The 26,495-nt window shown below is 75.0% G+C and carries 30 protein-coding genes; 16 read left to right on the forward strand and 14 right to left on the reverse strand.

Going from position 1 to position 26,495, the window contains the following annotated elements:
• Nucleotides 1–34: 34 nt before the first annotated feature.
• The 3 genes from WJX68_RS15860 to prcB are packed head-to-tail and all read right to left on the reverse strand — an operon-like array spanning nt 35 to nt 2,215.
• Complete coding sequence (locus tag WJX68_RS15860; protein WP_340291532.1) at nt 35–553, reverse strand: DinB family protein; 519 nt, start codon at nt 551–553, stop codon at nt 35–37.
• Complete coding sequence (locus WJX68_RS15865; RefSeq protein ID WP_340291534.1) at nt 550–1,422, reverse strand: phosphotransferase family protein; 873 nt, start codon at nt 1,420–1,422, stop codon at nt 550–552. The genes WJX68_RS15860 and WJX68_RS15865 overlap by 4 nt, the downstream gene beginning before the upstream one ends.
• Nucleotide 1,423: 1 nt before the next feature.
• Nucleotides 1,424–2,215, reverse strand: coding sequence for a proteasome subunit beta (prcB, locus tag WJX68_RS15870; RefSeq protein WP_340291536.1), 792 nt, complete (start codon nt 2,213–2,215; stop codon nt 1,424–1,426).
• A gap of 105 nt (nt 2,216–2,320) precedes the next feature.
• On the opposite strand from prcB, the gene WJX68_RS15875 reads away from it, so the two are divergent.
• Nucleotides 2,321–3,370: an NAD(P)H-dependent flavin oxidoreductase gene (locus WJX68_RS15875; RefSeq protein WP_340291538.1), complete on the forward strand. Its 1,050-nt coding sequence runs from the start codon at nt 2,321–2,323 to the stop codon at nt 3,368–3,370.
• 7 nt (nt 3,371–3,377) lie between these two features.
• On the opposite strand, the gene WJX68_RS15880 is transcribed toward WJX68_RS15875, so the two are convergent.
• Nucleotides 3,378–3,614, reverse strand: a complete 237-nt coding sequence (locus tag WJX68_RS15880; RefSeq protein WP_340291540.1) for a DUF397 domain-containing protein — start codon at nt 3,612–3,614, stop codon at nt 3,378–3,380.
• Between the two features lie 254 nt (nt 3,615–3,868).
• Here WJX68_RS15880 and WJX68_RS15885 point away from each other — a divergent pair, with 254 nt between their 5' ends.
• Nucleotides 3,869–4,081, forward strand: a complete 213-nt coding sequence (locus WJX68_RS15885) for a hypothetical protein (RefSeq protein ID WP_340291543.1) — start codon at nt 3,869–3,871, stop codon at nt 4,079–4,081.
• 46 nt (nt 4,082–4,127) lie between these two features.
• On the opposite strand, the gene WJX68_RS15890 is transcribed toward WJX68_RS15885, so the two are convergent.
• The gene (locus tag WJX68_RS15890; protein ID WP_340291545.1) at nt 4,128–4,352 is read right to left on the reverse strand and encodes a hypothetical protein; all 225 of its coding nucleotides are present in this window, start codon (nt 4,350–4,352) and stop codon (nt 4,128–4,130) included.
• A gap of 177 nt (nt 4,353–4,529) precedes the next feature.
• On the opposite strand from WJX68_RS15890, the gene WJX68_RS15895 reads away from it, so the two are divergent.
• The 3 genes from WJX68_RS15895 (at nt 4,530) to WJX68_RS15905 (ending at nt 6,406) form a co-directional block, all read left to right on the forward strand.
• Nucleotides 4,530–4,829: a hypothetical protein gene (locus tag WJX68_RS15895; protein WP_340291546.1), complete on the forward strand. Its 300-nt coding sequence runs from the start codon at nt 4,530–4,532 to the stop codon at nt 4,827–4,829.
• 156 nt (nt 4,830–4,985) lie between these two features.
• Complete coding sequence (locus WJX68_RS15900; RefSeq protein ID WP_340291548.1) at nt 4,986–5,801, forward strand: Bax inhibitor-1/YccA family protein; 816 nt, start codon at nt 4,986–4,988, stop codon at nt 5,799–5,801.
• A 161-nt stretch (nt 5,802–5,962) separates the two neighbouring features.
• A complete protein-coding gene (locus WJX68_RS15905; RefSeq protein ID WP_340291551.1) occupies nt 5,963–6,406 on the forward strand; it encodes a hypothetical protein in 444 nt (147 codons plus the stop codon).
• A 61-nt stretch (nt 6,407–6,467) separates the two neighbouring features.
• On the opposite strand, the gene WJX68_RS15910 is transcribed toward WJX68_RS15905, so the two are convergent.
• Nucleotides 6,468–7,688, reverse strand: coding sequence for an acetyl-CoA C-acetyltransferase (locus WJX68_RS15910; protein ID WP_340291554.1), 1,221 nt, complete (start codon nt 7,686–7,688; stop codon nt 6,468–6,470).
• 110 nt (nt 7,689–7,798) lie between these two features.
• On the opposite strand from WJX68_RS15910, the gene WJX68_RS15915 reads away from it, so the two are divergent.
• The 3 genes from WJX68_RS15915 (at nt 7,799) to WJX68_RS15925 (ending at nt 10,857) form a co-directional block, all read left to right on the forward strand.
• Nucleotides 7,799–8,260, forward strand: a complete 462-nt coding sequence (locus tag WJX68_RS15915; RefSeq protein WP_340291556.1) for a pyridoxamine 5'-phosphate oxidase family protein — start codon at nt 7,799–7,801, stop codon at nt 8,258–8,260.
• A gap of 19 nt (nt 8,261–8,279) precedes the next feature.
• The gene (locus WJX68_RS15920; RefSeq protein ID WP_340291558.1) at nt 8,280–9,650 is read left to right on the forward strand and encodes a cystathionine beta-synthase; all 1,371 of its coding nucleotides are present in this window, start codon (nt 8,280–8,282) and stop codon (nt 9,648–9,650) included.
• Between the two features lie 61 nt (nt 9,651–9,711).
• Nucleotides 9,712–10,857: a cystathionine gamma-synthase gene (locus WJX68_RS15925; protein WP_340291560.1), complete on the forward strand. Its 1,146-nt coding sequence runs from the start codon at nt 9,712–9,714 to the stop codon at nt 10,855–10,857.
• Nucleotides 10,858–10,861: 4 nt separating this feature from the next.
• Here WJX68_RS15925 and WJX68_RS15930 read toward each other — a convergent pair whose 3' ends face one another.
• Nucleotides 10,862–11,089, reverse strand: coding sequence for a hypothetical protein (locus tag WJX68_RS15930; protein WP_340291562.1), 228 nt, complete (start codon nt 11,087–11,089; stop codon nt 10,862–10,864).
• 91 nt (nt 11,090–11,180) lie between these two features.
• Here WJX68_RS15930 and ilvA point away from each other — a divergent pair, with 91 nt between their 5' ends.
• Entirely contained in the window at nt 11,181–12,416 is a 1,236-nt protein-coding gene (gene ilvA, locus WJX68_RS15935; protein WP_340291565.1) for a threonine ammonia-lyase, read from the forward strand.
• A gap of 72 nt (nt 12,417–12,488) precedes the next feature.
• On the opposite strand, the gene greA is transcribed toward ilvA, so the two are convergent.
• On the reverse strand, nt 12,489–12,977 hold the full coding sequence (greA, locus tag WJX68_RS15940) for a transcription elongation factor GreA (RefSeq protein WP_340291736.1): 489 nt from the start codon (nt 12,975–12,977) through the stop codon (nt 12,489–12,491).
• A gap of 554 nt (nt 12,978–13,531) precedes the next feature.
• Here greA and mca point away from each other — a divergent pair.
• Together mca and WJX68_RS15950 are read left to right on the forward strand one after the other, a co-directional pair.
• The gene (mca, locus tag WJX68_RS15945; RefSeq protein ID WP_340291738.1) at nt 13,532–14,410 is read left to right on the forward strand and encodes a mycothiol conjugate amidase Mca; all 879 of its coding nucleotides are present in this window, start codon (nt 13,532–13,534) and stop codon (nt 14,408–14,410) included.
• Between the two features lie 98 nt (nt 14,411–14,508).
• Complete coding sequence (locus tag WJX68_RS15950; protein WP_340291567.1) at nt 14,509–14,781, forward strand: hypothetical protein; 273 nt, start codon at nt 14,509–14,511, stop codon at nt 14,779–14,781.
• Between the two features lie 19 nt (nt 14,782–14,800).
• Here WJX68_RS15950 and trhA read toward each other — a convergent pair whose 3' ends face one another.
• Complete coding sequence (gene trhA, locus WJX68_RS15955) at nt 14,801–15,427, reverse strand: PAQR family membrane homeostasis protein TrhA (RefSeq protein WP_340291740.1); 627 nt, start codon at nt 15,425–15,427, stop codon at nt 14,801–14,803.
• Nucleotides 15,428–15,559: 132 nt separating this feature from the next.
• Between trhA and WJX68_RS15960 the strand changes: the two genes are divergently transcribed.
• On the forward strand, nt 15,560–16,330 hold the full coding sequence (locus WJX68_RS15960) for an isoprenyl transferase (RefSeq protein ID WP_340291569.1): 771 nt from the start codon (nt 15,560–15,562) through the stop codon (nt 16,328–16,330).
• A 134-nt stretch (nt 16,331–16,464) separates the two neighbouring features.
• On the opposite strand, the gene WJX68_RS15965 is transcribed toward WJX68_RS15960, so the two are convergent.
• Both WJX68_RS15965 and WJX68_RS15970 read right to left on the reverse strand, forming a co-directional pair.
• A complete protein-coding gene (locus WJX68_RS15965) occupies nt 16,465–16,902 on the reverse strand; it encodes a hypothetical protein (protein ID WP_340291571.1) in 438 nt (145 codons plus the stop codon).
• Nucleotides 16,903–17,592: 690 nt separating this feature from the next.
• Nucleotides 17,593–17,982: a hypothetical protein gene (locus tag WJX68_RS15970; protein WP_340291573.1), complete on the reverse strand. Its 390-nt coding sequence runs from the start codon at nt 17,980–17,982 to the stop codon at nt 17,593–17,595.
• Between the two features lie 311 nt (nt 17,983–18,293).
• Between WJX68_RS15970 and WJX68_RS15975 the strand changes: the two genes are divergently transcribed.
• The 3 genes from WJX68_RS15975 (at nt 18,294) to WJX68_RS15985 (ending at nt 21,803) form a co-directional block, all read left to right on the forward strand.
• Nucleotides 18,294–19,541 carry a DUF885 domain-containing protein gene (locus tag WJX68_RS15975; RefSeq protein WP_340291575.1) on the forward strand — a complete coding sequence of 416 codons (1,248 nt, stop codon included), beginning with the start codon at nt 18,294–18,296 and terminating at the stop codon, nt 19,539–19,541.
• Between the two features lie 412 nt (nt 19,542–19,953).
• On the forward strand, nt 19,954–21,285 hold the full coding sequence (locus WJX68_RS15980) for an RNA 5'-3' helicase PhoH2 (protein ID WP_340291742.1): 1,332 nt from the start codon (nt 19,954–19,956) through the stop codon (nt 21,283–21,285).
• 110 nt (nt 21,286–21,395) lie between these two features.
• Nucleotides 21,396–21,803 carry a nuclear transport factor 2 family protein gene (locus WJX68_RS15985; RefSeq protein ID WP_340291577.1) on the forward strand — a complete coding sequence of 136 codons (408 nt, stop codon included), beginning with the start codon at nt 21,396–21,398 and terminating at the stop codon, nt 21,801–21,803.
• A 22-nt stretch (nt 21,804–21,825) separates the two neighbouring features.
• On the opposite strand, the gene WJX68_RS15990 is transcribed toward WJX68_RS15985, so the two are convergent.
• Together WJX68_RS15990 and WJX68_RS15995 are read right to left on the reverse strand one after the other, a co-directional pair.
• Nucleotides 21,826–22,647, reverse strand: a complete 822-nt coding sequence (locus tag WJX68_RS15990; protein ID WP_340291578.1) for a class II aldolase/adducin family protein — start codon at nt 22,645–22,647, stop codon at nt 21,826–21,828.
• A gap of 49 nt (nt 22,648–22,696) precedes the next feature.
• On the reverse strand, nt 22,697–24,142 hold the full coding sequence (locus WJX68_RS15995) for a GuaB1 family IMP dehydrogenase-related protein (protein WP_340291580.1): 1,446 nt from the start codon (nt 24,140–24,142) through the stop codon (nt 22,697–22,699).
• Nucleotides 24,143–24,232: 90 nt separating this feature from the next.
• On the opposite strand from WJX68_RS15995, the gene WJX68_RS16000 reads away from it, so the two are divergent.
• Nucleotides 24,233–24,994, forward strand: coding sequence for a UTRA domain-containing protein (locus WJX68_RS16000; RefSeq protein WP_340291582.1), 762 nt, complete (start codon nt 24,233–24,235; stop codon nt 24,992–24,994).
• On the opposite strand, the gene WJX68_RS16005 is transcribed toward WJX68_RS16000, so the two are convergent.
• Nucleotides 24,925–26,454 (reverse strand): ATP-dependent DNA ligase, encoded by a 1,530-nt coding sequence (locus WJX68_RS16005; RefSeq protein ID WP_340291585.1) that lies wholly within the window; start codon nt 26,452–26,454, stop codon nt 24,925–24,927. The genes WJX68_RS16000 and WJX68_RS16005 overlap by 70 nt on opposite strands.
• Nucleotides 26,455–26,495: the final 41 nt, after the last annotated feature.

Here is a 26,495-nt window from a genome sequence, read left to right on the forward strand (position 1 = left end):
GCACCCCCGGTGCCGTGACCACCGGAGAGCGGGGTCAGCGGCCCGCGGCGCCACCGGCCCCCGCCCCGCGCAGCACCCGCAGCTGCCCGAGCTCGGCGACGTTCTTCGTCAGCTCGACGTGCGCCCAGCCGACCAGGTCGGCGACCGTGCGCCCCTCCGGCCAGGGGAACGCGACCGGACGGTGCGGGTCGGCCCGCTCCAGCTCCGCCCGCCACACCGCCGCCCGCTCCCGCAGCGCCGCGGCGACGGCCGCCGCCGACCCCGGGTACGGGGACGCGGCCGGGTGCGCGCGCCCGGCGAGCTCCGCCGACGCCGTGCCCCACCACCACAGCAGGTGCCAGGCGACCCAGGCCGCCGTCGGGGCCGGGACCGGGTCGGGCTCGACGCCGTCGGCGGGGAAGTCGGGCTCCCAGCCCTCCGCCGTGCGGTGCACGGTCCAGTGCAGCGGTGCGGGCACCCAGCTCAGCTCGTCGTCGGTGAGCCGGTCGAGGTGGTGGTCGCACAGCGCCCGGACGACGTCGAACTGGGCGCACCAGGCGGCGTCGAGGCTCACCGGCGCTCCAGCAGCACGTCGACCATGGTCCGCAGGTGTGCGCCGTGGCCGGGCGCCTCGTCGTAGGTGCCGGGGGCCAGCACGGCCTCGGCGATCAGGTGCAGCGCCTTGAGCCGCGAGCACCGGCGCAGCACGTCGGGGTCGGGACGATGGTGCGCCGCGACGACGTCGGTGCCGCTCCAGCGGTCGAGCCAGTGCAGCGGCACGAGGTCCCACTCCGCGGGGCCGGAGCAGGCGTCGCCGAAACCGGTCCAGAGCAGCCGGCCGGCCGCGGGCACGAGCCGGGCGGGGTGCGGGTCGCCGTGCAGCGGCACCGTCGCGACACCCGGTGCCGCGGCGAACTCCAGCAGCCCGGCGGCCTGCTCGCGCACGGCGTCGGCGTCGCCGTCGCCGAGCAGGTGGGCGACACCGGACAACCCGGCGAGCCCGCGCGGCACGTCGTGCCGGGCCGGGCCGAGCAGCGGCAGGTCCGGGCCCTGGCAGGTCAGGGCGGTCGCCAGCTCGGCGAGCGCCGCGGAGGCGTCGGCGGTGGTCGGCTCCCACGATCCGTCGACCGGGACGTCGGTCCAGAAGGAGACCCAGTGGCCGTCGCGCAGGTGCGGGCCGGGCGGCAGCTCGGGGCTGGGCGGCACGACCGGCGCGCCCGCCCGGTGCAGCGCCCCGACCAGCTCGACCTCCCGGGTCAGCTGGGTGCGCACCGCCGGCGGCGCGGCCGAGAGCCGCTGCGGCACGTGCGCCAGCACGGGCGCCGGGTGCAGGCGCACGACGAGCACCGGGCCGTCGTCGAGGACCTCCGCCGCGGTGACGGTGAGCCCGTGCGCCCGGGCGACGGCGACGGCGGCCGCGACCCCGGGGCGTGTCCGGTCCACCTCAGCCGCCGGGTCGTTCCGCCCGCTCGGCGAGCATCCGCGCGGTCGCCTCGCGGACCTCGTCCGGGGCGACCTCCTCGGCGCCGCGCGCGGTCACCGTGACCAGGTTCGGGTAGATCCCGCGGGTGAGGTCGGGCCCGGCGGTGGCGGTGTCGTCGTCGGCGGCGTCCCAGAGGGCGTTCAGGGCGAGCGCGATCGCGCCGGCCCGGTCGGTGCCGGGGTCGTGGCGCTTCTTCAGCGACGCCTCGGCGAACTGCGAGCCCGACCCGATGCCCACGTAGCCGGAGCGGTTGCGCTTGACGCTGCCGGTCGGGTCGTAGGTGACGATCCGGACCGGGTCGGGGTCGCGCGCGTCGTAGCCGACGTAGAGCGGCAGGGCGACGAAGCCCTGCATCGCCGCGCCCAGGTTCTCCCGCACGATGCTCGACAGCCGGCGCACCTTGCCGTCCTGGCTGATCGGCGCGCCCTCGACCTTCTCGTACTGCTCCACCTCGGCGGCGAACATCTTCAGCATCTGCAGGGCGTGGCCGACCGAGCCGGCGAAGCCCGCGGCGGAGGTCTCGTCGAGCACGACGACCTTCACCAGGTCCTTCTGGGCGATGACGTTGCCGGAGGTGGCGCGCCGGTCCCCGGCGAGCAGGACCCCCTCCGCCCAGGTCAGCGCGACGATCGTGGTGCCGTGCGGGGCCCGCAGGTCGGCAGGCACCCCCTGGGCGGGGTCGCGCGGCAGCCGCGACGGCAGCAGGCCCGGGGCGTGCGCGCGCAGCTGCTCGAGGAACGACGGTCCGGTCATGGGGGGCAGCGTGCTCCTTCGCGGGCGCGGGACGGGGAGGCGGTCCCGATCCTTCCCCGGCCGCGCCCCGCGGTCCACCCGGATCCTGCGGCAGACTCGGCGACCGTGAGCGCACGGAGCCGGGCCGAGTCCTTCTGCACCCGTTACGGGCTGGCGGTGCCCGTCCTGGAGGCCCCGATGGCCGGGGCCTGCCCGCCGGAGCTGGCGGCCGCCGTCGCCGCCGCCGGGGGGATGGGCGCGGCGGGCGTCGTCAACGACACCCCGGAGCGGATCGCGGCCTGGGCGGCCCGCTTCCGCGAGCTGGCCGGCGCCGCGCCGTTCCAGCTCAACCTGTGGGTGCCGGACCCGCCCGCCGACGACGACGTGGTCCTGCAGACCGCGTTCCTGGACTCGTTCGGCGGCCGGGCCGCGCCGGCGCCGGGCCCGGGCCCGGCGTTCGACGACCAGCTCGCCGCGGTCCTGGCGGCCCGGCCGACGGCCGTCTCGACGATCATGGGTCTGCCGGCCCCGGCCCAGGTCGACGCGGTGCACGCGGCGGGCTGTGCCTGGTTCGCCACCGTCACCACCCGGGCCGAGGCGGTCGCGGCGCAGCGGGCGGGCGCCGACGCCGTCGTCGTGCAGGGGATGGAGGCGGGCGGGCACCGCGGCACCGCCGACCCGGCCGACGCCGAGGCCGTCTCGGTCGGGCTGCTCGCACTGGTCCCGTGGGTGGCCGACGCCGTGACCGTCCCGGTCGTCGCCGCCGGGGCGATCGGCGACGGCCGGGCGCTGGCCGCCGCGCTGACCCTCGGGGCGAGCGCGGTGCAGGTCGGCACCGCGCTGCTGCGCACCCCCGAGGCCGGGATCGACGACGGCTGGTCCGCCCGCCTCGACGGCCTCGACCCGACCGGCACGACGACCACCCGCGCCTACACCGGCCGGCTGGCCCGCGGGATCGCCTCGGACTACGTCCGTTCCTGGACCGCGCCCGGTGCCCCCGCCCCCGCGCCCTACCCGCACCAGCGACGCCTGGTGGCCCGCTACCGCGCGGGCGAGCCGGGCGCGGTGGACCGGGTGAACCTGTGGGCCGGGCAGGCCGCCGGCCGCGCGCGCACCGAGCCGGCCGCCGGCGTCGTCGCCCGGCTGTGGGACGAGGCCCGCACGCTGCTGCCCTGAGCGGGGCTCAGCCCGGCCCGACCATGTCGTCGAACTCGCCCTTGCGGGCCCCGTCGACGAAGGCCGAGATCTCCGCCGGGGTGTAGACGAGCACCGGGCCGTCCGGGTCCCGGGCGTTGCGGACGGCGACCTGGCCGTCGTCGAGGACGGCGAACTCCACGCTGTCCCCGCCCTGCGCCCCGGACGGGCGGCGCCAGGTCACCGGGCCGAGGTCGGCCGCGCGGGTTCCGTTCGGGTGGGACATGGGGCCTCCGGAAGGTGTCCGTTGCGTCCGTTCGACTGCGGAGAGTGTCGATCGGGTGTGCATCCGATCTTGCATCCGCACGTGTCTTCCGTGACGATGACAGCACCGACACGTTGAGGGAGTCCGAGAATGCGCCGGTCGACGCACCGAACCGCCTCCGTGTGGTCGGCGTCGTGACGGCCGGGCGGACGAACGACGCCGACCAGCCCGACGTCCTCACGTTGACGTCGGTGATCGACGGTCGTGCACACAAGGTGACCGACTCGGAACTCTGCGCACCGCACTCGGTCCGCACCGGGCGCTACACCGCGCTGTGCGGGCACCTCGTGTCGCCCGCCCCGCTCGTGGAGGCCGACGGCGTGCCGTGCGCGCGGTGCGTGCAGCTGGACCCCACACCCGTCGCGCCGGCGCCGCGGCGCCCCGCGCGGCGGCGCGGCTGGGGTCTGCGGCGGCTGCTGCCGGTCTGACCGGCCGGACGGCCGGCGCCCCGCCACCCGGCCGGCCGGGTGGCGGTCAGCGCGCGAGCTGGTCCGGGTCGGCGGGCTCGCGGTGGCGCAGCGGCCCGCGGGTGCGCCGCTGCAGGAACCGGCGGCCGCGCCGGGAGAGCCTGCTGAACGTGTTCGGTCCGCGACGGCGCTCGACGGCGTCGCCGATCCTCCCCAGCAGCCAGGCCAGCAGCGGGGCGCCGACCGCGAGCAGCAGCCACATGCGCAGGTGCCGGGACAGCAGGACCCACATGACGTGTCCGTCCTCTCGTCGGGCCGGCCCCGGACGGACCCGGAGCCGATCGCGACGACACTAGTGCGGCCGCCGGCCGGCCGCGCCCCGTGACCGCTGCGGGCCGCGATCGTTGTACGACGCGAGGGCGGATCCGGCGGCCCCCGGCCGGACGCCCGCGTCCGAGGAGGTACACCCGTGTTCGCTCCGGGTCACGGCGGCGTGGTCGTCCTCGCCGCCGCGCTGCTGCTCGTCGTCGTCGCCGTCCTGGCCCGCCCCGCGGGTCGCCGCGCGGCCGCCGCGGCGCTCGGGTCGGTCGGGCGCTGGCCCGCGCTGATCCGCGCCGAGATGCGGGGCGACGCGCCGCTGTCCTCGGCCCGCGCGGCCGACCCCGTCGACGACCGGCGCTTCGACACCACCCCGGAGATGCCGGCCGTGCGCGACGAGCCGCTGCCGCCGACCTCGGCGTTCCCGCAGGTGGGACGCCCGCGCGGGTGATCCCGACCCGCCCGGGAGGGCGGGTCTGTCGCCGGATGTCCCGCACGCGGTAAATTTTCTTTTACCAGCGGGAACCCCCGGTGACCCCTCGGCGTTGCACCCTTGTGAGGGCTCGCCACGGGCGGGCCCCGCACACGTCCGTCGAGGAGGATCCAGGTGCGCTCCACGAGCAACCCGGCGTTCCGCAACCTGCCCACACAGCAGCAGGGCGGCTACGCCACGTTCGACCGCTCGGGTGGCGGGATGATGGGCGGGGGCGCCGCCATGGCCGGCTCCCACTCGTCCTACGTCGACCCGAACCAGGCCACGCAGGACACCGGCCGGCCGATCACGGTCGACGACATCGTCCAGAAGACCGCGATCAGCGGCGGCCTCGCGCTCGTCGCCGGGTTCCTGACCGCGATGTCGGGGCTCTACATCCTGGCGCTGCCGGCGTTCGTCGTCGGCCTGGTCGTCTCGCTGATCGTCATCTTCAAGCAGAAGCCCAGCGCCCCGCTGACGCTGACGTACTCGATCGCGATGGGTGTCGCCCTCGGCGGCATCACCGGCCCGATCAACCAGCTCTACCCGGGCATCGCGTTCCAGGCGCTCATCGGCACCGCCGGTGTGTTCTTCGGGATGCTGGTCGTCTACAAGACCGGCGCCGTCCGCGTCACGCCGCGGTTCACCAAGTGGCTGATGGGCGCGATGATCGGTGTCGTCGTCCTGATGCTGGCCAACCTGGTCGCGAGCTTCTTCACCGCGGGCGGCTTCGGCCTCCGCGACGGCGGCCCGCTGGCCATCCTGTTCAGCGTCGTCGTGATCGGGGTGGCGGCCTTCAGCCTGCTGCTCGACTTCGACGCCGCGGACAACGCGGTCAAGGCCGGCGTCCCGGCGAAGTACTCCTGGTACATCGCCTTCGGCCTCATGACCACGCTGGTCTGGCTCTACATCGAGATCCTGCGCCTGCTGAGCTACCTGCGCCAGGACTGACCGGGAACGCACGACCCGGCCCGCGAGGGCCGGGTGCGGCCGGAATCGCCCCCTCCGGTCGCGCGCGCCGCGGACACCGCCGGTGTCCGCGGCGTCGTCGTGCCCGGGGCCGGGACCTCGGTCCCTGGCCGGGCGCGCGCGGGCGCCGTAGCGTCGTCGTCGTGCCCGGGAACGACCCGGTCGTCACCGGGATCGCCATCCTCCTGGGGATCGCCTTCGGGCCCGCGGTGCTGGTGGGGCTGCTGGTACGGCTGCCGCGCCTGGTGCGGTGGGCGGCCGCGCGCCGCCGCCGCCCGCCGCCGCCGCGCCCGGCCGGTCCGCCGCTGGAGCGTCTGGTCGCCGACCTGCGCCGGCTCGACGCGCAGCGGCGCGGGCCGCTGCCGCCCACCCGGGTGCGGCGCCTCGCGCTGCTCGCCGCCTACGACGACGTCCTGCTCGACGTCTGCCGGGCGGTCGGGGTCGAGGACCCGCCGCTGCGCGCACACGTCGAGGCGGGCGGGGTGCAGGGCGCCCTGGACGCCGAGCGGGACCTCGCGCGGCTGCGCACCGAGGCCGAGATCGAGGCGACCGGCGTCCGGATCGAACCGCCCGGCCACGCCGCCTGACCCCGCCGACGCCGACGGGCCGGCCCGCGGTGCGGACCGGCCGGTCGGAGGTGGTGCGGGGTCAGGAGAGGCGCTCGAGCACCATCGCCATGCCCTGCCCGCCGCCGACGCACATCGTCTCCAGCCCGTAGCGGCCGCCGGTGCTGCGCAGGCCGTTGAGCAGGGTCGTCGTGATCCGGGCGCCGGTCATGCCGAACGGGTGGCCCAGCGCGATCGCGCCGCCGTGCACGTTCAGCTTCTCCTCGTCGATGCCCAGGTCGCGGGCACTGGGGAGGACCTGCGCGGCGAACGCCTCGTTGATCTCGACGAGGTCGATGTCGTCGATGGTCAGGCCGGCGCGGTGCAGCGCCTGCTGCGACGCCTCGACCGGGCCGTAGCCCATGATCTCCGGGGACAGGCCGGTCACGCCGGTGGACACGACCCGGGCCAGCGGGGTGATCCCCAGCTGCTCGGCCTTCGTGTCGGACATGACCACCAGGGCGGCTGCGCCGTCGTTGAGCGGGCACGCGTTGCCCGCGGTGATCCGCCCGTCGGGCCGGAACACCGGCTTGAGCTCGGAGATCTTCTCGTAGGTGGTGCCGGCGCGGGGGCCGTCGTCGGTGGAGACGACGGTGCCGTCCGGCAGCGTCACCGGGGTGATCTCGCGGGCGAAGAAGCCGTCGGCGATGGCCTTCTCGGCGCGGTTCTGCGACCGCACCGCGAAGCGGTCCATGTCCTCGCGGGACACGTCCTTGTACCGGGCCAGGTTCTCCGCGGTCTGTCCCATCGAGATGTAGGCGTCGGGGAGCAGGCTCTGGTCGCGCGGGTCGGTCCAGCTGTCGCCGCCCTTCTCCGCGGTCTCGGCCGTGCGGGCCTCCGCGTCGGCGAACAGCGGGTTGTGCGTGTCCGGCCACGAGTCGGAGGTGCCGCGGGAGAACCGGGACACCGTCTCGACGCCGGCCGAGACGAACACGTCGCCCTCACCGGCCCGGATCGCGTGCAGCGCCATCCGCGTGGTCTGCAGCGACGACGAGCAGTAGCGGGTGACGGTGGTGCCGGGCAGCGAGTCGTAGCCCAGCTGGATCGCGACGATCCGGGCCAGGTTGTTGCCCTGCTCGCCGCCGGGCAGGCCGCAGCCGAGCATCAGGTCGTCGATCTCGGCCGGGTCCAGCGCGGGGACCTGGTCCAGCGCGGCGCGCACCATCTGCACGGTCAGGTCGTCGGGGCGCATCCCGGCCAGGGAGCCCTTGTTCGCGCGGCCGATCGGGGACCGGGCCGCGGCGACGATCACGGCTTCGGGCATGGACGTCCTCCTCCATCGCAGGTACCTCTGCCGCCGACCGTACTCACCGGTAACAGGTGATCGGGAGCCGGAGTGAGGAAATCGTCAGTGGCCCGCGGCATGCTGCGGGCATGACGTCCTGGGGAGACTTCCGGCGGGCCGAGCCCGCGTTCGCCGAGCTGGCCGAGCGGATCCTGCGGCGGGGGATCGCGCTCGTCGTCGCGACGCTGCGGGCCGACGGTTCGCCGCGCGTCTCCGGGATCGAGGTGGTGCTCGACGACGCGGGCCCCGACGTCCAGCTCGCGTTCGGGTCCATGCCGGGGGCCCGCAAGGGCGCCGACCTGCGGCGGGACCCGCGCTTCGCGCTGCACGCCGCCCCCGCCGACCAGTCCGGCGGCGACCTGGGGGACGGCGACCTCAAGATCTCCGGCCGCGCGGTGCTGCAGGGGGCGCTGTCCGGTCCCGTGGCCGGCGACGCGTTCCGGGTGGAGCTGACCGAGGTGGTCTGGACGGGGCTGAACGAGGACCGCAACCGGCTCGTCGTGCGGTGGTGGACCCCCGGAGGTGGGATGCAGCGGACCGAACGGGAGTGAGCGGTGCGAGGATGCGCACATGCGCTACGTCGAGCACGTCGTCGACCTGGTCGGGAACACACCCCTCGTCCGTCTGGGGGCGACGGCGGAGGGCATCGCCCCGCCGGTGCTGGCCAAGGTCGAGTACCTCAACCCGGGCGGGTCGGTGAAGGACCGCATCGCGCTGCGCATGGTCGAGGCCGCGGAGGCCTCGGGCGAGCTGCGGCCGGGCGGCACCATCGTCGAGCCGACGTCGGGCAACACCGGCGTCGGGCTGGCCATGGTCGCCCAGCGCAAGGGCTACCAGTGCGTCTTCGTCTGCCCCGACAAGGTCGGTGAGGACAAGCGCAACGTGCTCAAGGCCTACGGCGCCGAGGTCGTCGTCTGCCCGACGGCGGTCGACCCCGAGCACCCCGACTCCTACTACCAGACCTCCGACCGGCTGGTCCGCGAGATCGACGGCGCCTGGAAGCCCAACCAGTACGCCAACCCGGCCAACCCCGAGTCGCACTACCACTCCACCGGGCCCGAGATCTGGGAGCAGACCGAGGGCCGGATCACCCACTTCGTGGCCGGCATCGGCACCGGCGGCACGATCTCCGGGATCGGCCGCTACCTGAAGGAGAAGTCGGGCGGCTCCGTGACGATCATCGGTGCCGACCCGGAGGGCTCGGTCTACTCCGGCGGCACCGGGCGGCCGTACCTGGTCGAGGGCGTCGGCGAGGACTTCTGGCCGACCACCTACGACCGCGACATCTGCGACGAGATCGTCGCGGTCTCCGACGCGGACTCGTTCGAGATGACCCGTCGCCTGGCCCGGGAGGAGGCGCTGCTCGTCGGCGGCTCCTGCGGGATGGCGACGGTCGCCGCACTGCGGGTCGCCGCGTCGCTGCCCGCCGACGCCGTGGTCGTCGTGCTGCTGCCCGACGGCGGGCGCGGCTACCTCGGCAAGGTCTTCAACGACCGCTGGATGGCCAGCTACGGCTTCCTGCCGCCGTCGGAGGGGGCGACCATCGGCGACGTGCTGCGCCGCAAGGACGGCGCCCTGCCCGCGCTGGTGCACGCGCACCCCAACGAGACCGTCGCCGACGCCGCGCTCTACCTGCGGGAGTTCGGCGTCTCGCAGATGCCGGTGGTCAAGGCCGAGCCGCCCGTGATGGCCGCCGAGGTCGCCGGGTCGGTCAGCGAGCGCGACCTGCTCGACGCGCTGTTCACCGGCCGGGCGAAGCTGTCGGACCGGCTGGAGGACCACATGTCCGCGCCGCTGCCGACGCTCGGCGCGGGGGAGTCGGTGCAGGACGCGATGGAGGCCTTCGCCCGGGCCGACGCGGCGCTCGTGCTGGAGGACGGCAAGCCCGCGGGCGTCGTGACCCGGTCCGACGTGATCGCGTTCCTGGGCGGCAAGGCCTGACCGCCGCCCCGGCCCGGCGCCGGAACCGGGCGGGCGGCGGGCGCGAGTAGCCTCGTCGCCCATGCAGGGCTTCTCCACGCGCGCGATCCACGCCGGCCAGGTTCCGGACCCGATCACCGGTGCGGTCACCACCTCGATCCACACCAGCTCGACCTACGCCCAGGACGGCGTCGGCGGCACCCGCGGCGGGTACGAGTACTCGCGCAGCGCCAACCCGACCCGGACCGTGCTGCAGGACCAGCTCGCCGCCCTGGAGGGCGGCCGGCACGCGCACGCGTTCGGGTCGGGCATGGGTGCCACCGACACGCTGCTGCGCGTCCTGCTGAAGCCGGGCGACCACCTCGTCATCCCGCACGACGCCTACGGCGGCACGTTCCGCCTGGTGGACAAGGTGCTGTCCGGGTTCGGGGTCGAGCACACCCCGGTCGACCTGGCCGACACCGACGCGCTGCGCGCCGCGCTGCGGCCGACGACGCGGGTCGTGTGGTGCGAGACCCCGACCAACCCGCTGCTCGGCATCGCCGACATCGCCGCGCTGGCCGGGGTGGCGCACTCCGCGGGCGCGCGGCTCGTCGTCGACAACACCTTCGCCTCGCCGTACCTGCAGACGCCGCTGGCGCTGGGCGCCGACGTCGTCGTGCACTCGACGACCAAGTACGTGGGCGGGCACTCCGACGTCGTCGGCGGCGCCCTGGTCACCGACGACGACGAGCTGGCCGAGCGGATCGCGTTCACCCAGAACTCGACCGGCTCGGTCCCGGGCCCGTTCGACGCCTGGCTGACCCTGCGCGGGGCCAAGACCCTCGCGGTGCGGATGGAGCGCCACTGCGACAACGCCGAGCGGGTCGCGGAGATGCTCGCCGCGCACCCGGCCGTCTCCTCGGTCCTCTACCCGGGCCTGCCCGGCCACCCCGGGCACGAGGTCGCCGCCAAGCAGATGCGCCGCTTCGGCGGGATGGTGTCCTTCCTGGCCGCCGGTGGCCGCGACGCGGCGCTGCGGATCTGCGCGGGCACCCGGCTGTTCACCCTGGCCGAGTCGCTCGGCGGGGTCGAGTCGCTGATCGAGCACCCGGGCCAGATGACCCACGCCTCCACGGCCGGGTCGACGCTGGAGGTGCCGGACTCGCTGGTGCGCCTGTCGGTGGGCATCGAGGACGCCGACGACCTGCTCGACGACCTGCGCGCGGCCCTCGACACGGTGCGCTGAGCGCTCAGCTGCGGGACTGCTCCGGCGACGGCGCGGGCTGCTGGACGACCGGCGGCGGCGGGACGACCAGGTCGTCCGGGTCGACACAGCCGCCGACCAGCGACCACGTGCCGTCGCCGCGGGCCTCGTAGCGGCCCGGGTCGGCGCAGCCGGCGCCGTGCACGGTCGCGACCGCGAGCGCCGCGAGTCCGGCGGCCAGCAGCAGCGGCGCGGTCGTGCGCAGGCGCGTCATTCGCGTGTCCCTCCCGACACCGGGTGCATCGGCGACGTCACGCCCGGTGAGACACGCGCGAGGTTACCCGGGCCGGTGCGAGACTGCCGGGATGGCCGCCCCACCGGACGCCCCCGTCACCCCGCCGGTCACCGCCGGCGACGTCCTCTCCGCCCGTGAGCTGCTGACCGGCGTCGTGCGCACCACGCCCGTCGCCGGCGCCCGCGCGCTCTCCGACCTCACCGGCTCCCGCGTCGTGCTGAAGTGCGAGAACCTGCAGCGCACCGGATCGTTCAAGATCCGCGGCGCGTACACCCGGATCGCCCGGCTGTGCGACGACGAGCGCGCCGGCGGTGTCGTCGCCGCCTCGGCCGGCAACCACGCCCAGGGCGTCGCGCTCGCCGCGCGGCTGCTCGGCGTGCGCGCCACGGTGTACATGCCCGAGCGCGCGGCGCTGCCGAAGATCGACGCGACCCGCGGCTACGGCGCGGAGGTCGTGCTCTCCGGACGCACCGTCGACGAGGCGGTGCAGGCCGCGATCGCGGCCGCCGAGCGGTCGGGGGCGGTGTTCGTGCATCCCTTCGACCACCCCGACATCATCGCCGGGCAGGGCACCGTCGGCTGCGAGATCCTCGAGCAGGTCCCCGATGCCGCGACCGTGCTGATCGCCGCGGGCGGCGGCGGCCTGCTGGGCGGGACGGCCGCCGTCCTGCGCGCCGCCCGCCCGGACATCCGTGTCGTCGGTGTGCAGGCCGCGGGCGCGGCGGCGTGGCCGTCGTCGCTGGCGGCCGGCGAGCCGCTGCCGGTCGGCGCGATGCGCACGATGGCCGACGGCATCGCCGTCGGACGGCCGGGCGACGTCACGTTCGGCCAGGTGGCGACCCTGATCGACGAGATGGTCACGGTGTCGGAGGACTCGCTGTCCGCCGCGCTCGTGCACTGCCTGGAGCGGGCGAAGCTGGTCGTCGAACCGGCCGGTGCGGCGCCGGTGGCTGCACTGCTGGAGCACCCCCACCGCTGGTCGGGGCCGATCGTCTGCGTGCTGTCCGGCGGCAACGTCGACCCGCTGGTGCTGCTGCAGGTCGTCCGGCACGGCCTGGTCGCGTCGTCGCGCTACCTGACGCTGCACGTGCGGATACCGGACCGGCCGGGCGCGCTGGCGGAGCTGCTGGCCCGGGTCGGCGGGCTCGGCGCGAACGTCACCGACGTCGCGCACTCGCGGATCAGCGGCGCGCTGGCGGTGGGGGAGGTCGACGTGGAGCTCAGCCTGGAGACCCGCGGGCCCGAGCACCGCGACGCGATCGTCGCCGACCTGCGCGCGGCCGGGCACGCCGTCGCGACCACCTGACCCGCACCTCCCGACCCCGCGGACGCGAGCGGGCCCGGCCGATCCGGCCGGGCCCGCTCCGCGAGGTGCGCGTCAGCCGGTGAAGGCCTCCACGGACACGAGCGTGACCTTCATGCTGCCGCCGTCGGGCAGCTGGTACTCGCGGGTGTCGCCGGGCTTGGCGCCGAGCAGCGCCGCGCCGAGCGGGGAGTTCGGGGAGATGACCTGCAGGTCGCCGTGGCTGCCCTCCTCGCGGGAGCCGAGCAGGACCTTCTCGGTCTCGTCGTCGTCCTCGTAGCGGATCTCGAGGACGGTGCCGGGGGTGGCCTCGTCGGCGCTGGAGGGCGCGGTGCCGACCTGGGCGGTGCGCAGCAGCTCCTGCAGCTGGCGGATGCGGGCCTCCTGCTGGCCCTGCTCCTCGCGGGCGGCGTGGTAGCCCCCGTTCTCCTTCAGGTCGCCCTCCTCGCGGCGGGCGTTGATCTCCGCGGCGATGACGGGCCGGTTCTCGATCAACCCGTCCAGCTCACCCTTCAGCCGGTCGTAGGCGTCCTGGGTCAGCCAGGTGGCCTGGGTGTCCGTCACCGTCATCAACTCCTCCAGGAAAACAGGGCGCGGCGCCACCGGGCGCCTGGCGCCCGGCGGGCACACGGGGGTGGCGGCTCCGAGCGGCGCGCCCCGAGTAAGGAAAAACACGACCCGCTGGCGGGCCGTGTGGGTTCCACCTTACCACGAGGCGTGCCGCTCATCGCAGCCTTTCGGTGAACGGGCCGGGGTCCCGCGAAGTTCCCGGAGCCGGGATATTCGCAGGTGACGGGCATCGGGGCCGGTCGGCGACCGGGGTGGCCGCGCGGGCGGCGACCGCCCGTCGCACCCGTCGTCGCGACGGGGAACAGACCGTCCCCGCGACGGCGTTGCCGTTCCCGGAGCCCCGTGCTCGGAACGGTCGCTGTCGGTCCCCTCTGCCAGGATCTCCCCGAGCACGACCTCGCCGCCCGCCGCCGGCACCCCCGGCGCGGGACCCGAGTCCGGTGACCGTGGAGGAACCCGCCCCGATGGCTACGCAAGACACCCCGACCGGCCCGCGCCCGGTGCAGCGTCCGGTCCAGCCGCTCGCGCCCGGCGAGCGGCCCCGGCTGATGACGGTGCACGCCCACCCCGACGACGAGTCGTCCAAGGGCGCCGCCACGACCGCGCGGTACGCCGACGAGGGCCACGACGTCGTGGTCGTCACCTGCACCGGCGGCGAGCGCGGCAGCATCCTGAACCCCGCGATGGACCGGCCCGACGTGCTGGAGAACATGACCGAGGTCCGCAACGCGGAGATGGCGCGCGCCGCCGAGATCCTCGGGGTGCAGCACGTCTGGCTGGGCTTCGTCGACTCCGGCCTGCCCGAGGGCGACCCGAAGCCGCCGCTGCCCGAGGGCTGCTTCGCCCTGGGCGACGTGGAGGAGCAGACCGCCCGGCTCGTCGCGGTGATCCGGGAGTTCCGGCCGCACGTGATCGTCACCTACGACGAGAACGGCGGCTACCCGCACCCCGACCACATCCGCACGCACGTCGTGTCGATGGCGGCGTGGGAGGCCGCCGGCGACCCGGCGCGCTTCCCGGAGGCGGGCGCCCCGTGGCAGCCGCTGAAGCTCTACTACGGCCACGGCTTCTCCCGGGCCCGCCTGGAGGCGTTCCACCGGGCGATCCTCGAGTCCGGCCAGGAGTCGCCCTACACCGAGTGGCTGGAGAACTGGACGAGCGACCGGCCCGACCCGGGCACCCGTGTCACGACGAAGGTGCCCTGCTCGGACTGGTTCTCCCGGCGCGACGACGCCCTGCGCGCGCACGCCACCCAGATCGACCCGAACAGCCGGTTCTTCTTCACCCCGCTCGAGGTGCAGGCCCGCGTCTGGCCCACCGAGGACTACGAGCTGGTGCACTCCCTGGTCGAGACCTCGCTGCCGGAGGACGACCTGTTCGCCGGCATCCCGGTCGACCTCGGCGGTCAGGCGCGCCGCGCCGGGTGAACCGGCCCGGAGCGCGCAGGTAGCCTGGTCACCGGCCGGCCGGCCCCGTCGGGGGCGCGGCCGGTGACCCGGATGGCGGAGTACGGAGGCGCACGGCGGTGCTGGTGGACAACGTGACGGTCGCGGTGAACCGGCTCGCGACGGGTCTGCTCGTCCCGGCGCAGGACACGCCCCCGCCCCCCGGCCAGCTCCCGGAGTGGGGGAACGCGGCGCCCGCGGGGCTGGCCATCGTCCTGCTCCTGCTGCTGGCGACGGTGTTCCTCATCCGGAACATGAGCAAGCGCATCACACGGCTGCCGGAGTCGTTCGACGGCTCCGCGGAGGCCACGCCCGGACCGGCCGCGGAGGACGCCCGCCGCGACCGGCCCTGACCGTCGCGGCCCACCCGGCTCAGCGGAGCAGCACCAGCCAGATCGCGACGTGGTGACACGCCCAGGCCAGCACCGTCGCGGCGTGGAAGAACTCGTGGTACCCGAACGTCGTGGGCCACGGGTCCGGACGGCGCAGCGCGTACATCACCGCGCCCACGGTGTAGAGCGCCCCGCCGGCCAGCAGCAGCACCAGCGCCGCCACCCCGCCCCCGGCGAGCAGCCCGGGCAGGACGAACACCGCGACCCAGCCGAGCGCGACGTAGATCGGCACACCCACCCAGGCGGGCGCCGTCGGCCAGGCGAGCTTGAGCGCGACCCCCGCCAGCGCCCCGCCCCAGACGACGGCCAGCACCCACGTCGCGGTCGCCGCGGGCAGGGCCAGCACCGAGACCGGGGTGTAGGTGCCCGCGATGAACAGGAAGATCATCGAGTGGTCGAGGCGCTTCATCAGGCGCCGGTGGCGGGGGTCGCGCCAGGTCCGCCGGTGGTAGAGCGCGCTGATCCCGAACAGGCCGAACGTGGTGACGGTGTAGACGGCCGTCGCGGCCGCCGCGGCGGCGCCGACCAGGGCCCCCGCCACGCTGATCAGCGCGGCGCAGGCGAACACCGATCCCGCGAGACTCCACAGGTGCAGCCAGCCCCGCATGCGGGGCTTGAGCAGGGCGGGCGGCTCGGTGCTGACCGTGGACACGCTCCGACGTTACGCGGCGCGTCGACGGCGGTCCCGTCCGGCGGACGAACGCCACACCGGACGCGCACGGGACTAGGCTCCGTGCACGTGGCCCTCCGAGACCTGCTCTACACGGTGTACGAGCGCCGGATCCTGCGTCAGCTCGCCGGGGCCGAGCGGCCCCGGCACGTGGCGCTGATCCTCGACGGCAACCGCCGCTGGGCGCGCGAGGCCGGCTTGGACGACCCCGCCGAGGGGCACCGCGCGGGCGGGGCGAAGATCGCCGAGATGCTCGGCTGGTGTTCCGAGGCCGGTGTCGAGGTCGTGACGGTGTTCCTGCTGTCGACCGACAACCTCGACACCCGCTCCCCCGAGGAGCTCAAGGACCTCCTGGAGATCATCGCGGGGGTCGTCGACGACCTGTCGGGTCCGGACACGCCGTGGCGGCTGCGCGTGGTCGGGGCGATGGAGCTGCTCCCGGGCGGTCTGGCCGAGCGGCTGACGGCGGCGGTGGCCCGCACCAGCGACCGCGGCGGGATCCAGCTCAACGTCGCCGTGGGCTACGGCGGCCGTCAGGAGATCGCCGACGCCGTCCGCAAGATGCTGCTGACCCAGGCCGAGGCCGGGCGGACGATCGAGGAGCTCGCGGAGTCGCTCGACGTCGACCACATCGCGGAGCACCTCTACACGTCCGGACAGCCGGACCCGGACCTGGTCATCCGGACCAGCGGGGAGCAGCGGCTGTCGGGGTTCCTGCTGTGGCAGTCCGCCCACTCGGAGTTCTGGTTCTGCGAGGCCTACTGGCCCGAGTTCCGCCGGGTCGATTTCCTGCGCGCGCTGCGCGACTTCGGCGCACGGCACCGACGATTCGGCGGCTGATTTCCGATCGACCGTAACCTCCGGCCGACTCGCTCGTTAATATAGGTCGAAAAGGGAGCAGATCTGCCCCCGGAAACGGGAAAGGCCCCGGGAGCGCACTCCCGGGGCCTTCCGTGCGTCGGTGACGCGGGGTCTTACTTGCCACCGCCGTGGTGGTGGCCACCGGTGGTGTCGATGTCGGTCTTGTCGCCGTTGTCGGCGGCGTTGGTGCAGTCGACCGAGTTGTCGGACTCGACGCCCGACTTGTTGTAGGCCTCGTTGTCCATGAGGCCACCCAGGGCACCCTGGATCAGGCTGTTGCCGTTGAACGCGGTGCCGCAGGCCTGCGGGGACACGTTCACGTTGTTGCCCGACAGGTTGACCAGGCCGGCGCTGTTCTCCTGGGCGACGCCCTCGGAGTCCTCGACGGTGCCGGCCTTCGCCTTGTTGCCGCTGAAGTAGTTCTCGTGCGACTTGGTGTTGCCGCTGTCCTTGATGTGGGTGTCGCCGTGCTCACCCGCGAACGCGAGCGGGCTCAGCGCCACGAGCGACGCGGCGCCGGCCGCGACAACGATTCCAGCCTTCTTCAGCACAGTCCGTCTCCTGTTGAGTCGGAGAGCGCGCCCGACCATGGTGCGCGACTCTCAGTACTTGTCGACGCTCGAACCGGGGAGCCCGCATCGACTGCGGATCAATCTAACGGACGCTTTCCCGCTCGACAATCTGACCCTGCGTAATTCTTCGGCGCGGGCGTCGAACCATTCGTGTACCTGCGGATTCGTCGAGCGACGACGACGAGACATCGGCGTGGCGTGCGGGCGTGTCGGACTGCGGCGGTCGGGTGAACGGTGCTGCGGCCGATCGGACGTGGTGGTGCGCGGGCCCCGGCGGGCCACCGGGGCCTCGCGGGCAGGGCGGCGCCCGGAGCCGGGTGGGTGGGCGGCAGACGTGCGGCCGGGAGACGGCGGCCGGGAGACGGCGGCCGACGCCCGCGCGGCGGCCGTCGCCGGGCGGGGCCCGGCACGGGGCCGGGGTCGTGGCCGCGTGCCGGGAGGCGTCGAGCTCCGTGGCCGGGAACGGCCGATACGTCACGTACCGTCACCATGATGCGGCCGCCCGCGGGTGCACACGTCATCGGCCGCACGAACGGGTGGCGGCCCGGGAAAATGCCCGCCGGGAGTCACCGCGGGGCCGGGCGGCACCCCGGGGGAGTGAATGCTGTGCGGACACGAAAATGCCCCGGGGCGAGTGCCCCGGGGCATTTCCGATGAATCTGGAGGAGATCAGCCGATCGCGTCGCCGGCGCCGGACTCCTGGCCGCAGTTGTCGGACTGGTCGGTGACCGAGTCGCCCGACTTGGCCTTGGCGTCGCCCAGGATGCCGAGGGCACCGGTGACACCGTTGAGGGCCGAGGCGTCCTCGACCGGGACCTGCACGCCCAGCACGTTGACCGGGACGTTGTTGTTGCAGGCCTGGATCGGCACGTTGACGTTGTTGCCGTTCAGGCCGGCGATGAGGCCCTTGGCGTCCTTGTCGATGACGTTCTCGGCGCCGTGGTGGTGCCCACCCTTGTGGCCGTGGTCGTCGCCCTTGTCACCGGCGAAGGCGAGCGGGGACACCGCGAGCAGGGACGCGGCCGAGGCCGCAACCACGATTCCAGCCTTCTTCAGCACAGTTTTCTCCCGTTTAGGTCTCGAGTCCGTCCGAAGCCGGCCTCAGGTATGTCGGTGCGTTGACATGGGGGAGCCCGCACCGACTGCGGACAAAGATAGCGCCGCGATTCGCGCCGTCCAAATCGTGTGACCCTATCGTGGGAATACATCACCGACGGTTCCGATACTCCCTGGATCGGTTGTTCCGCGCGCCGTTTCCGCCCGCGTTCCGGGGTCGATCCGGTGACACAGCGTGGCCGACTACGTCCGAACGGACGCGTCACCGGGCGCCGGTGCCGTCGTTCCGTCCCGGCGCCGCCTACGCTCCGGGGATGGACCTGCTGCGCGCGACGGCGGAACTCGCCTCGCGGGTGGACCGGCTGCGGCCGGGCGTCCTGGACGGGCCGCCGCCGTACCCCGACCTCGCGCGCCGGGCCGCCACCGGCGCCGCACCGGTCCCGGCGCGGCTGGTGGCCGACGCGGAACGGCTGCGCGCGGACCTGGACGGGGCGGGACTGCCGGACGGGCGCCGTCGCCACCTCGACGCGCTGCTCGTCGCGCTGCACTGCCACGCCCGCCTGCTGGCCGGGCAGCGGATCGGCTACGTCGAGCAGGTGCGCGCACTGTTCGGGGTCGCGCCGCGCCGCAGCGATCCCGACGCGCTGCACGAGGCGCACCGCAGGCTCGCCGGCGTCCTGCCGGGGCGCGGGACGACGGCGTCACGGATGGCCGCGTACCGCGAGGCCGACGTCGTCCCCGCCGACCGGCTCGCTGCGGCGGTGACCGCGACCGTGGCGGAGCTGCGCCGCCGTACCCGCCGGGTCCTGGGCCTGCCCGACGGGGAGCACGTCGACGTCGAGCCCGTGGGCGACCGCCCCTGGACGGCGTTCACCCGCTACCGCGGCGGCCTGCGCAGCCACGTGGCGGTGTCGGCGTCGTCGCGGGTGCGGGCCGGGTCGCTGCTGCCGCTGCTCGCCCACGAGACCTATCCCGGTCACCACCTGCAGTACTGCCGGGCCGAGACGGCGTCGTCCCGGTACCCGGAGCTGGCCCTGCGCCTGGTCCACAGCCCGCAGGGGCTCGTCGCGGAGGGCGCGGCCGAGGCCGCCGCCGACGTGGTCCCGGGACCGGGCTGGGGCGTGGTCGCCGAGCGGGTCCTGGCCGGTGCGGGCGTGCGGGTCGACGGCCTCGCGGCGGAGCGGATCGAGCGCGAGCTGGACCTGCTCGGCCGGGTGCGCCTGGACGCCGCGCTGATGCGCCACGTCGACGGCGCCGGTCCCGACGAGGTCCTCACCCACCTGACCCGATGGCTGCTCGTGGACGAGCGGCGGGCGCGCCGGATGCTCGACTTCCTCGACCATCCCCAGTGGCGTACCTACCCGGTCACCTACGCCGAGGGCGGACCGCTCGTGCGGGGGTGGCTCGCGGCGTCCCCGCAGGGCCCCGCGGCGGCGTTCGCGACGCTGCTCGACACGCCCGTCCTGCCCGGCGATCTCGTCACCGACGGTGGCGGCACGCCGGTCCCCGGGGCCGCCGAAGGCCCGTCCCCGGCACCCGCGATGCTCCGTCCGGGCCGCTGAGCGTGCGCCGAACGGCGGGCGGCCGTTCGGGTAAGCACCACCCCCTGTGACGTCGGACGGTACCGATCACACGATGAACGGCGGGTTACGACTGTTCCATCGGGGGTCAACGTGGGCTCCGGACGGAGAGTTGCTATTGACCGCACGAGGGTGACCACTAGTAGCGTCCGGGTCGACGGGTCGTACCCGATGCGGCCCGTTCGGGAGGCCCTGGAGTGGTGTCGAACGCACCCGAGAGGGCCGGCACCCGGCCCTTGCGGGCGTGCCGGCCGGAGGACCGCCATGGTCCCTCCGCGTCGTCGCGTCCCGCACCAGGGCCGGCCGGCCCGACGCAGAGCAGGCGTGGTGTCGCGCCTGCGAGGGAGCACCCGTGACCGATCGTCGTCCCGCCCTCACCGACCCGGCCTCCGCGTTGCCGCAGGGGTCCGTCGGGGACGCACCGGCAGGTACCACCCGCTGCTACGTGCTCGACACGTCCGTGCTGCTGTCCGACCCCTGGTCGCTGCTGCGCTTCGACGAGCACCAGGTCGTCCTGCCGCTGGTCGTCATCAGCGAGCTGGAGGCCAAGCGTCACCACCCCGAGCTCGGCTGGTTCGCGCGGACCGCGTTGCGCCAGCTCGACGAGATGCGTCTCAAGCACGGCCGCCTCGACGCCCCCATCCCGATCGGGGACCACGGCGGCACGCTGCACGTCGAGCTGAACCACACCGACCCCACGGTCCTGCCGGCCGGTTTCCGCACCGACTCGAACGACTCGCGGATCCTGGCGTGCGCACTGAACCTCAAGGCGGACCCGAACGCCCCGTCCGACGTGACGCTGGTCACCAAGGACATGCCGTTGCGGGTCAAGGCCGCCGCGGTCGGTCTGGACGCCGACGAGTACCACGGCCAGGACGTCCTGTTCTCCGGCTGGACCGGGATGACCGACCTCGAGGTCACCTCCGAGGACGTGGACGCGCTGTTCCGCGACGGCGTCATCGACCACGACGCGGCCCGCGACCTGCCCTGCAACACCGGGCTGCGGCTGGTCGGGGCGTCGAGCGCGCTGGGCCGGGTGACGGCGGACAAGCGGGTCAGGCTGGTGCGCGGGGACCGTGAGGCGTTCGGGCTGCACGGGCGCTCCGCCGAGCAGCGGATCGCGCTGGACCTGCTGCTGGACAACGAGGTCGGGATCGTCTCCCTCGGCGGCCGCGCCGGCACCGGCAAGTCGGCGCTCGCGCTCTGCGCCGGCCTGGAGGCGGTGCTCGAACGCCGCCAGCACCGCAAGATCGTCGTCTTCCGCCCGCTCTACGCCGTCGGCGGCCAGGACCTCGGCTACCTGCCCGGCAGCGAGGTCGAGAAGATGCAGCCCTGGGCGCAGGCCGTCTTCGACACCCTGGGTGCGATGGTGAGCCAGGACGTCATCGACGAGGTCATCGCCCGCGGGCTGCTGGAGGTCCTGCCGCTGACCCACATCCGCGGCCGGTCGCTGCACGACACCTTCGTGATCGTCGACGAGGCGCAGTCGCTGGAGCGCAACGTGCTGCTGACGGTGCTGTCCCGGCTCGGGACGGCCTCGCGGGTCGTGCTCACCCACGACGTCGCGCAGCGCGACAACCTGCGCGTGGGCCGCCACGACGGCGTCAACGCCGTCATCGAGAAGCTGAAGGGGCACCCCCTGTTCGCGCACGTCACGCTGACCCGCAGCGAGCGGTCGCCGATCGCCGCGCTGGTCACCGAGATGCTGGAGGGACCCAACTCCTAGGGCTCGCCGCTCCCGACCGGCCCCCGCACGTCCGCGTGCGGGGGCCGCCCCTTTGCGGTCAGCAGTCGTGACGATGCCGGTGGCCCCTGGCCGGCGGACCCTCGTGCGCCATGACGACCACGACCGACACCGCCCTGGTCTCCCGGCTCCGCGAGGCGTACGACGCCTTCGCCCGTGGCGACCTGCCCACCGTCCTCGCCACCATGAGCCCCGGCATCCACTGGGCCGAGCCGCCGGGCTCGGTCTACCCCGGGCCGTTCACCGGCACGCAGGAGGTCGTCGACGGTCTCTTCAGCCGCATCCCGGCGGACTGGACGCTGTTCTCCGTGACCCTCGAACGGTTCCTGCCGTCGGGGAACACCGTCGTGACGGTCGTCCGCTACGACGTGACGCACGCGACGACCGGGCGCAGCGCGACCGTGCACGGCGTCCACGTCTGGGACTCCGACGGTGAGCGGTTCACCGCCTTCGAGGGCTTCCACGACACCCACGTGCTCCGCGACGCCGCCGGGGCGTGAGGCGGCGGCCCCGAGGCCGCGGTCAGTCGAACAGGTCGGGGTCGGTGCGGACGACCTCGTCCCACAGCGGCTGGTAGGAGAACCAGCCGGCGTAGGGCGTGCCGGTCTGCTCGGCGGTGAACCGCGCGTTGGCGTGGTCGACCAGCGTCGGCGTCCCCGCGGCCTCGGCCAGCAGCTGCGCCTGGCAGTTGCGCTCGGTCGAGATGTACCACCAGGCGGCCTCGGCGACCGTCTCGCCGACGGTGAAGATGCCGTGGTTCTGGTGGAACACCATGCGCCGCCCGGTCAGCCCGCGGGCCAGGGCCCGGCCGGCCTCCGGGTCGAGCACCACCGCGCCCGCCCCCTCGTGGACGACGCCGTGGTTCTCGTACAGGGCGCAGGCGTCCTGGGTGATCGGGTCCAGCGGGCGCCCGAGCGAGGACCACGCCTTGCCGTGGACGGAGTGGGCGTGCGCCGCCGCGACGACGTGCGGGTGCGCGGCGTGCACCGCGGAGTGGATGACGAACCCGGCCTGGTTCACCGGCCGGTTCCCGTGCCGGACCGTGCCGTGGTGGTCGACCATGATCAGGTCCGAGACCCGGATGTGGCGGAAGCTCATGCCGAACGGGTTGACCCAGAACATCTCCGGGTCCTCGGGGTCGCGCACGGTGATGTGCCCGGCGACGCCCTCGCCGAAGCCGAACCGGCCGAAGATCCGGAACGCGCCGGCCAGCTGCTGCTTGCGGTGCAGCCGCTCCTCGGCGGAGGTGGCGAACGTCGGCGGGGTGGGCAGACCGCCGGTGCCGCCGCCCTCCAGGGCGGCGGTTCCGGAGCTGCTCGGGGTGTCCTGCGTGGGGGCGGCCATCCTCCGACCGTGCGCCGGACCACGCCCCCGGGTCAAGAGCGGGCGCTGCTCAGAGCCCGTGCGGGGTGCCCTCGGTGAACCCGGCGGTGGTCTGGACCCCCAGCACCGACCGCTCGTGCAGCTCGTCGAGCGAGCGGGCGCCGGCGTAGGTGCAGGCCGAGCGGACCCCGGAGCAGATCTCGTCGAGCACGTCCTCGACGCCCGGGCGGTCCGGGTCCAGCCGCTGGCGCGAGGCGGAGATGCCCTCCTCGAACAGCGACTTGCGGGCCCGGTCGAAGGCGTTGTCCCCGCGGGTCCGGGCGCTGACCGCACGCTTGGACGCCATGCCGAACGACTCCTTGTACGCGCGGCCCTGCTCGTCGCGCAGCAGGTCGCCGGGGGACTCGTAGGTCCCGGCCAGCCAGGAGCCGATCATCACCGAGGCGGCGCCCGCGGCCAGCGCCAGCGCGACGTCGCGCGGGTGGCGGACGCCGCCGTCGGCCCAGACCACCGCGCCGCGCTCGCGGGCGGCGGCGGCACACTCGGCGACCGCGGAGAACTGCGGGCGCCCGACGCCGGTCATCATCCGGGTCGTGCACATCGCACCCGGCCCGACGCCGACCTTCACGATGTCCGCCCCGGCCTCGACCAGGTCGGCGACGCCCTCGGCGGTCACCACGTTCCCCGCCGCGACCGGCACCGCGGCACCGGCGTCGTCGACGACCCGGCGGACGGCGCCCAGCGCGTCGGTCATCTTCTCCTGGTGGCCGTGCGCGGTGTCGACGACGAGCACGTCGACACCCGCGTCGAGCAGCGCCTTCGCCTTCACCGCGACGTCGCCGTTGATGCCGATCGCGGCCGCGGTGCGCAGCCGGCCCGCGTCGTCGAGCGCGGGGTCGTAGATGCCGGCCCGGATCGCGCCGAGCCCGGTGAGCAGACCGGCGAGGCGGCCGTCGGCGTCCAGGCCCAGCGCGACGGCCTTGCGGCGGGCGTCGAGCTGCTCGAACACCTCGCGCGGCGCCGCGTCCAGCGGGAACGTCAGCGGGTCGGGGTCGAGCACGTCGGCGAGCCGGGTGAAGCGGTCGACGCCGGTGCAGTGCGCCTCGGAGACGGTGCCGACCGGGCGCCCGCCGTCGTCGACGACCACGACGGCGTCGTGCGCGCGCTTGGGCAGCAGGTTCAGCGCGTCGGCGACCGCGTCCCCGGTGCGCAGCACCAGCGGGGTGTCCCACACGGGGTGGCGCGACTTGAGCCAGGACACGATGCCGGCGACCGCGTCGGTCGCGACGTCCTGCGGCAGGACGGTCAGCGCGCCGCGGCGGGCCAGCGTCTCGGCCATCCGGCGCCCGGCGACGGCGGTCATGTTCGCCGCGACCACCGGGACCGTCGCGCCCGTCCGGTCCGGCGTGGTGAGGTCCACGTCGAAGCGGGACGCGACCGAGGAGCGGCGCGGGACGAGGAAGACGTCGTCGTAGGTCAGGTCGTGCTCGGGCCGGCGGTCGTCGAGGAAGCGCACGGTGACGGGATGCTACGCCCACCGGCGCCGTCACGCGCCCGTCATGTGGGGAACACCGCGGGGCAACCCGGCCTGCCTACCGTCGGGTACATGCCGGTGCCGTCGCCGATCCCGCGGGTGCGGGCGTGCGACGCGCGCCGGGTCCGGGACCTGCTGCGCGTCGCGGTCTCGGCCCGCGCGCGGACCGGTGGGCTGCTGCCCCGCGAGGACGAGCTGATGGTCGGGTACGGCGTGCCGCGCGCCGCCGTGCGGTCGGCGCTGGAGCTGTTGCGCGCGGAGGGCCTGCTGCGCCCCGGACCGGCCGCGTACCGGGTCGTGGCCCGCCCGGAGTACCCGGGCCGGACCGCCGTCACGGGGACCGCGACGCGGCTGCCGCGGTGGCTGGAGCGCACCGGGGTCGCCGCGCCGGACGTGCTCGCCGACTGGCTCGGCGTCCCGGTCGGCAGCCCGTGCCTGCGCACCGAGAGCGTCTCGTCGACCGCCGGCGGCGGCGCGGTGCTGGAGACCCACTACCTGGCCGCCGGGGCCGCGGCACCGCTGCTGGCGCTGCCCGCCGCGGGGCCGTTCGACCGGCAGCTCGCCGAGGCCGGGCTGCACCCGGTGCGGGCGCGGACCCGCTCCGGGCCGGTACCCGCCGACCCGGACTCGGCCCGGCTGCTCGGCGTGGCCACGGGCAGCACGCTGCTCGGGGCCGAACGCACCCTGACCGGCGACGACGGCCGCGTCGTCGCGGTCACCCTGCTGCGGGCCGACCCGCGGGCGCCGGTCCCGGCCGCCCGCGCTCACCCGGAGAGCAGCGCGCGCACCGCCTCCAGCGAGTCGGCCTCGGCCGGGGTCTTGTCCGGCCGGTAGCGCAGCACCCGCGCGAACCGCAGCGCGACGCCGCCGGGGTAGCGGGTGCTGCGCTGCGCGCCGTCCAGCGCGATCTCCACGACCAGCTCCGGGCGCAGGTGCACCACGCCCGGCTCGCGCGAGGTCTCGTACCCCGGGAACGTCGCCGTCTGCCAGGCGAGCAGCTCGTCGGTCATCCCCTTGAACGTCTTGCCGACCATGACCGGCGCGCCGCCGTCGGGGTCGCGCGCGCCGAGGTGGATGTTCGACAACGACCCCGTCCGCCGCCCGTAGCCCCACTCGGCACCGAGCACGACCAGGTCGAGGGTGTGCACCGGCTTCACCTTCTGCCACGCCTTCCCGCGGCGCCCGGCCGCGTAGGGCGCGGCCAGGTCCTTGACGACGACGCCCTCGTGCCCGGCCGCCAGCGCGTCGTCGAGGACCGCGGCGGCCTGCTCCGGCGACGGCCGCCGCACCCCGGGCATCCGCAGCGCCGCGTGGGCGTCGTCGGCGAGCAGCCCGGCCAGCGCGTCGAGGCGGGCGGCGGTCGGCTCGTCGATCAGGTCGCGCCCGTCGAGGTGCAGCAGGTCGAAGAAGAACGGCGACAGCAGCACCGCGTCGTCGCCCTCCTCGCTGCCGAAGCGGCTCATCGTGTCCTGGAAGGGGCGGGGACGGCCGTCGTCGTCGAGGGCGAGGGTCTCGCCGTCGAGCACCGCCGTCTCGCACGGCAGCGCCCGGACCAGCGCCGCGAGCTCGGGCACGCCGTCGGTGATCTCGCGCAGCGTGCGGGTCCACACCCGCACCTCCTCGCCCCGGCGGTGCACCTGGATGCGGGCGCCGTCGAGCTTGTGCTCGACGGTGACCTCCGGCCCGAGCGCGCCCAGCGCCGCGTCCAGCGCGTCGCCGGGGGAGGCGAGCATGGGGCGGACCGGGCGCCCCACCTCCAGCCCGACGGCGGCGAGCCCGTCCACGCCCGCGCCCAGCGCCGTGGCCGCCGTCTCGGGCAGCCGGCCGGACAGCATGAACGCGCGGCGCACCGCGGCGGCCGGGACGTCGGCGGCCGCGGCGACGGCGTCGACCATCAGCCCCTCCAGCGCGCCCTGGCGCAGCTCGCCGGTGAGCAGCCGGTGCAGGAAGCGCTGCTCGTCGGCGGTGGCCGCGCCGTACAGCCCGGTCAGCAGCTCCGTGCGCCGCGCCACCGACCCGGCGCCCGCGGTGCCCGCGAGCGCCTCGAGCAGCCCGTCGACCCGGGCCACGCCCAGCGACGGCTCCGCGGCGGCGGGGACGTCGACCGCGGACAGCGTGCGCCAGCCGGTCCCGATCCGGCCCTGTCGCGGCACCCCGGACAGCCAGGCGACGACCGGCACGACCTCGCCGGGATCCGCGGTGCGCAGCAGGGCCGCGAGCGCGGCGGTCTTCTCCTTCCGCGCCCGGGTCGCCCCGACCGCGGCCGAGGTGGTGACGACGTCGTGGAACAGCACCGGGCCAGTGAAGCAGCGACCCCCGACAGCCGCGCGCCGTC

The organism is Pseudonocardia spirodelae, from assembly GCF_037727765.1.
In the GTDB taxonomy this organism is placed as follows: Bacteria; Actinomycetota; Actinomycetes; order Mycobacteriales; family Pseudonocardiaceae; genus Pseudonocardia; species Pseudonocardia spirodelae.

Coding starts and splice junctions, on each gene's coding strand:
- prcB (WP_340291536.1), bottom strand. CDS start 2,215: ATGACCGGACCGTCGTTCCTCGAGCAGCTGCGCGCGCACGCCCCGGGC.
- WJX68_RS15880 (WP_340291540.1), bottom strand. CDS start 3,614: ATGTCCCACCCGAACGGAACCCGCGCGGCCGACCTCGGCCCGGTGACC.
- WJX68_RS15890 (WP_340291545.1), bottom strand. CDS start 4,352: ATGTGGGTCCTGCTGTCCCGGCACCTGCGCATGTGGCTGCTGCTCGCG.
- WJX68_RS15910 (WP_340291554.1), bottom strand. CDS start 7,688: ATGCCCGAAGCCGTGATCGTCGCCGCGGCCCGGTCCCCGATCGGCCGC.
- WJX68_RS15915 (WP_340291556.1), top strand. CDS start 7,799: ATGACGTCCTGGGGAGACTTCCGGCGGGCCGAGCCCGCGTTCGCCGAG.
- WJX68_RS15920 (WP_340291558.1), top strand. CDS start 8,280: ATGCGCTACGTCGAGCACGTCGTCGACCTGGTCGGGAACACACCCCTC.
- WJX68_RS15925 (WP_340291560.1), top strand. CDS start 9,712: ATGCAGGGCTTCTCCACGCGCGCGATCCACGCCGGCCAGGTTCCGGAC.
- WJX68_RS15930 (WP_340291562.1), bottom strand. CDS start 11,089: ATGACGCGCCTGCGCACGACCGCGCCGCTGCTGCTGGCCGCCGGACTC.
- ilvA (WP_340291565.1), top strand. CDS start 11,181: ATGGCCGCCCCACCGGACGCCCCCGTCACCCCGCCGGTCACCGCCGGC.
- mca (WP_340291738.1), top strand. CDS start 13,532: ATGACGGTGCACGCCCACCCCGACGACGAGTCGTCCAAGGGCGCCGCC.
- trhA (WP_340291740.1), bottom strand. CDS start 15,427: ATGCGGGGCTGGCTGCACCTGTGGAGTCTCGCGGGATCGGTGTTCGCC.
- WJX68_RS15975 (WP_340291575.1), top strand. CDS start 18,294: ATGGACCTGCTGCGCGCGACGGCGGAACTCGCCTCGCGGGTGGACCGG.
- WJX68_RS15985 (WP_340291577.1), top strand. CDS start 21,396: ATGACGACCACGACCGACACCGCCCTGGTCTCCCGGCTCCGCGAGGCG.
- WJX68_RS15990 (WP_340291578.1), bottom strand. CDS start 22,647: ATGGCCGCCCCCACGCAGGACACCCCGAGCAGCTCCGGAACCGCCGCC.
- WJX68_RS16000 (WP_340291582.1), top strand. CDS start 24,233: ATGCCGGTGCCGTCGCCGATCCCGCGGGTGCGGGCGTGCGACGCGCGC.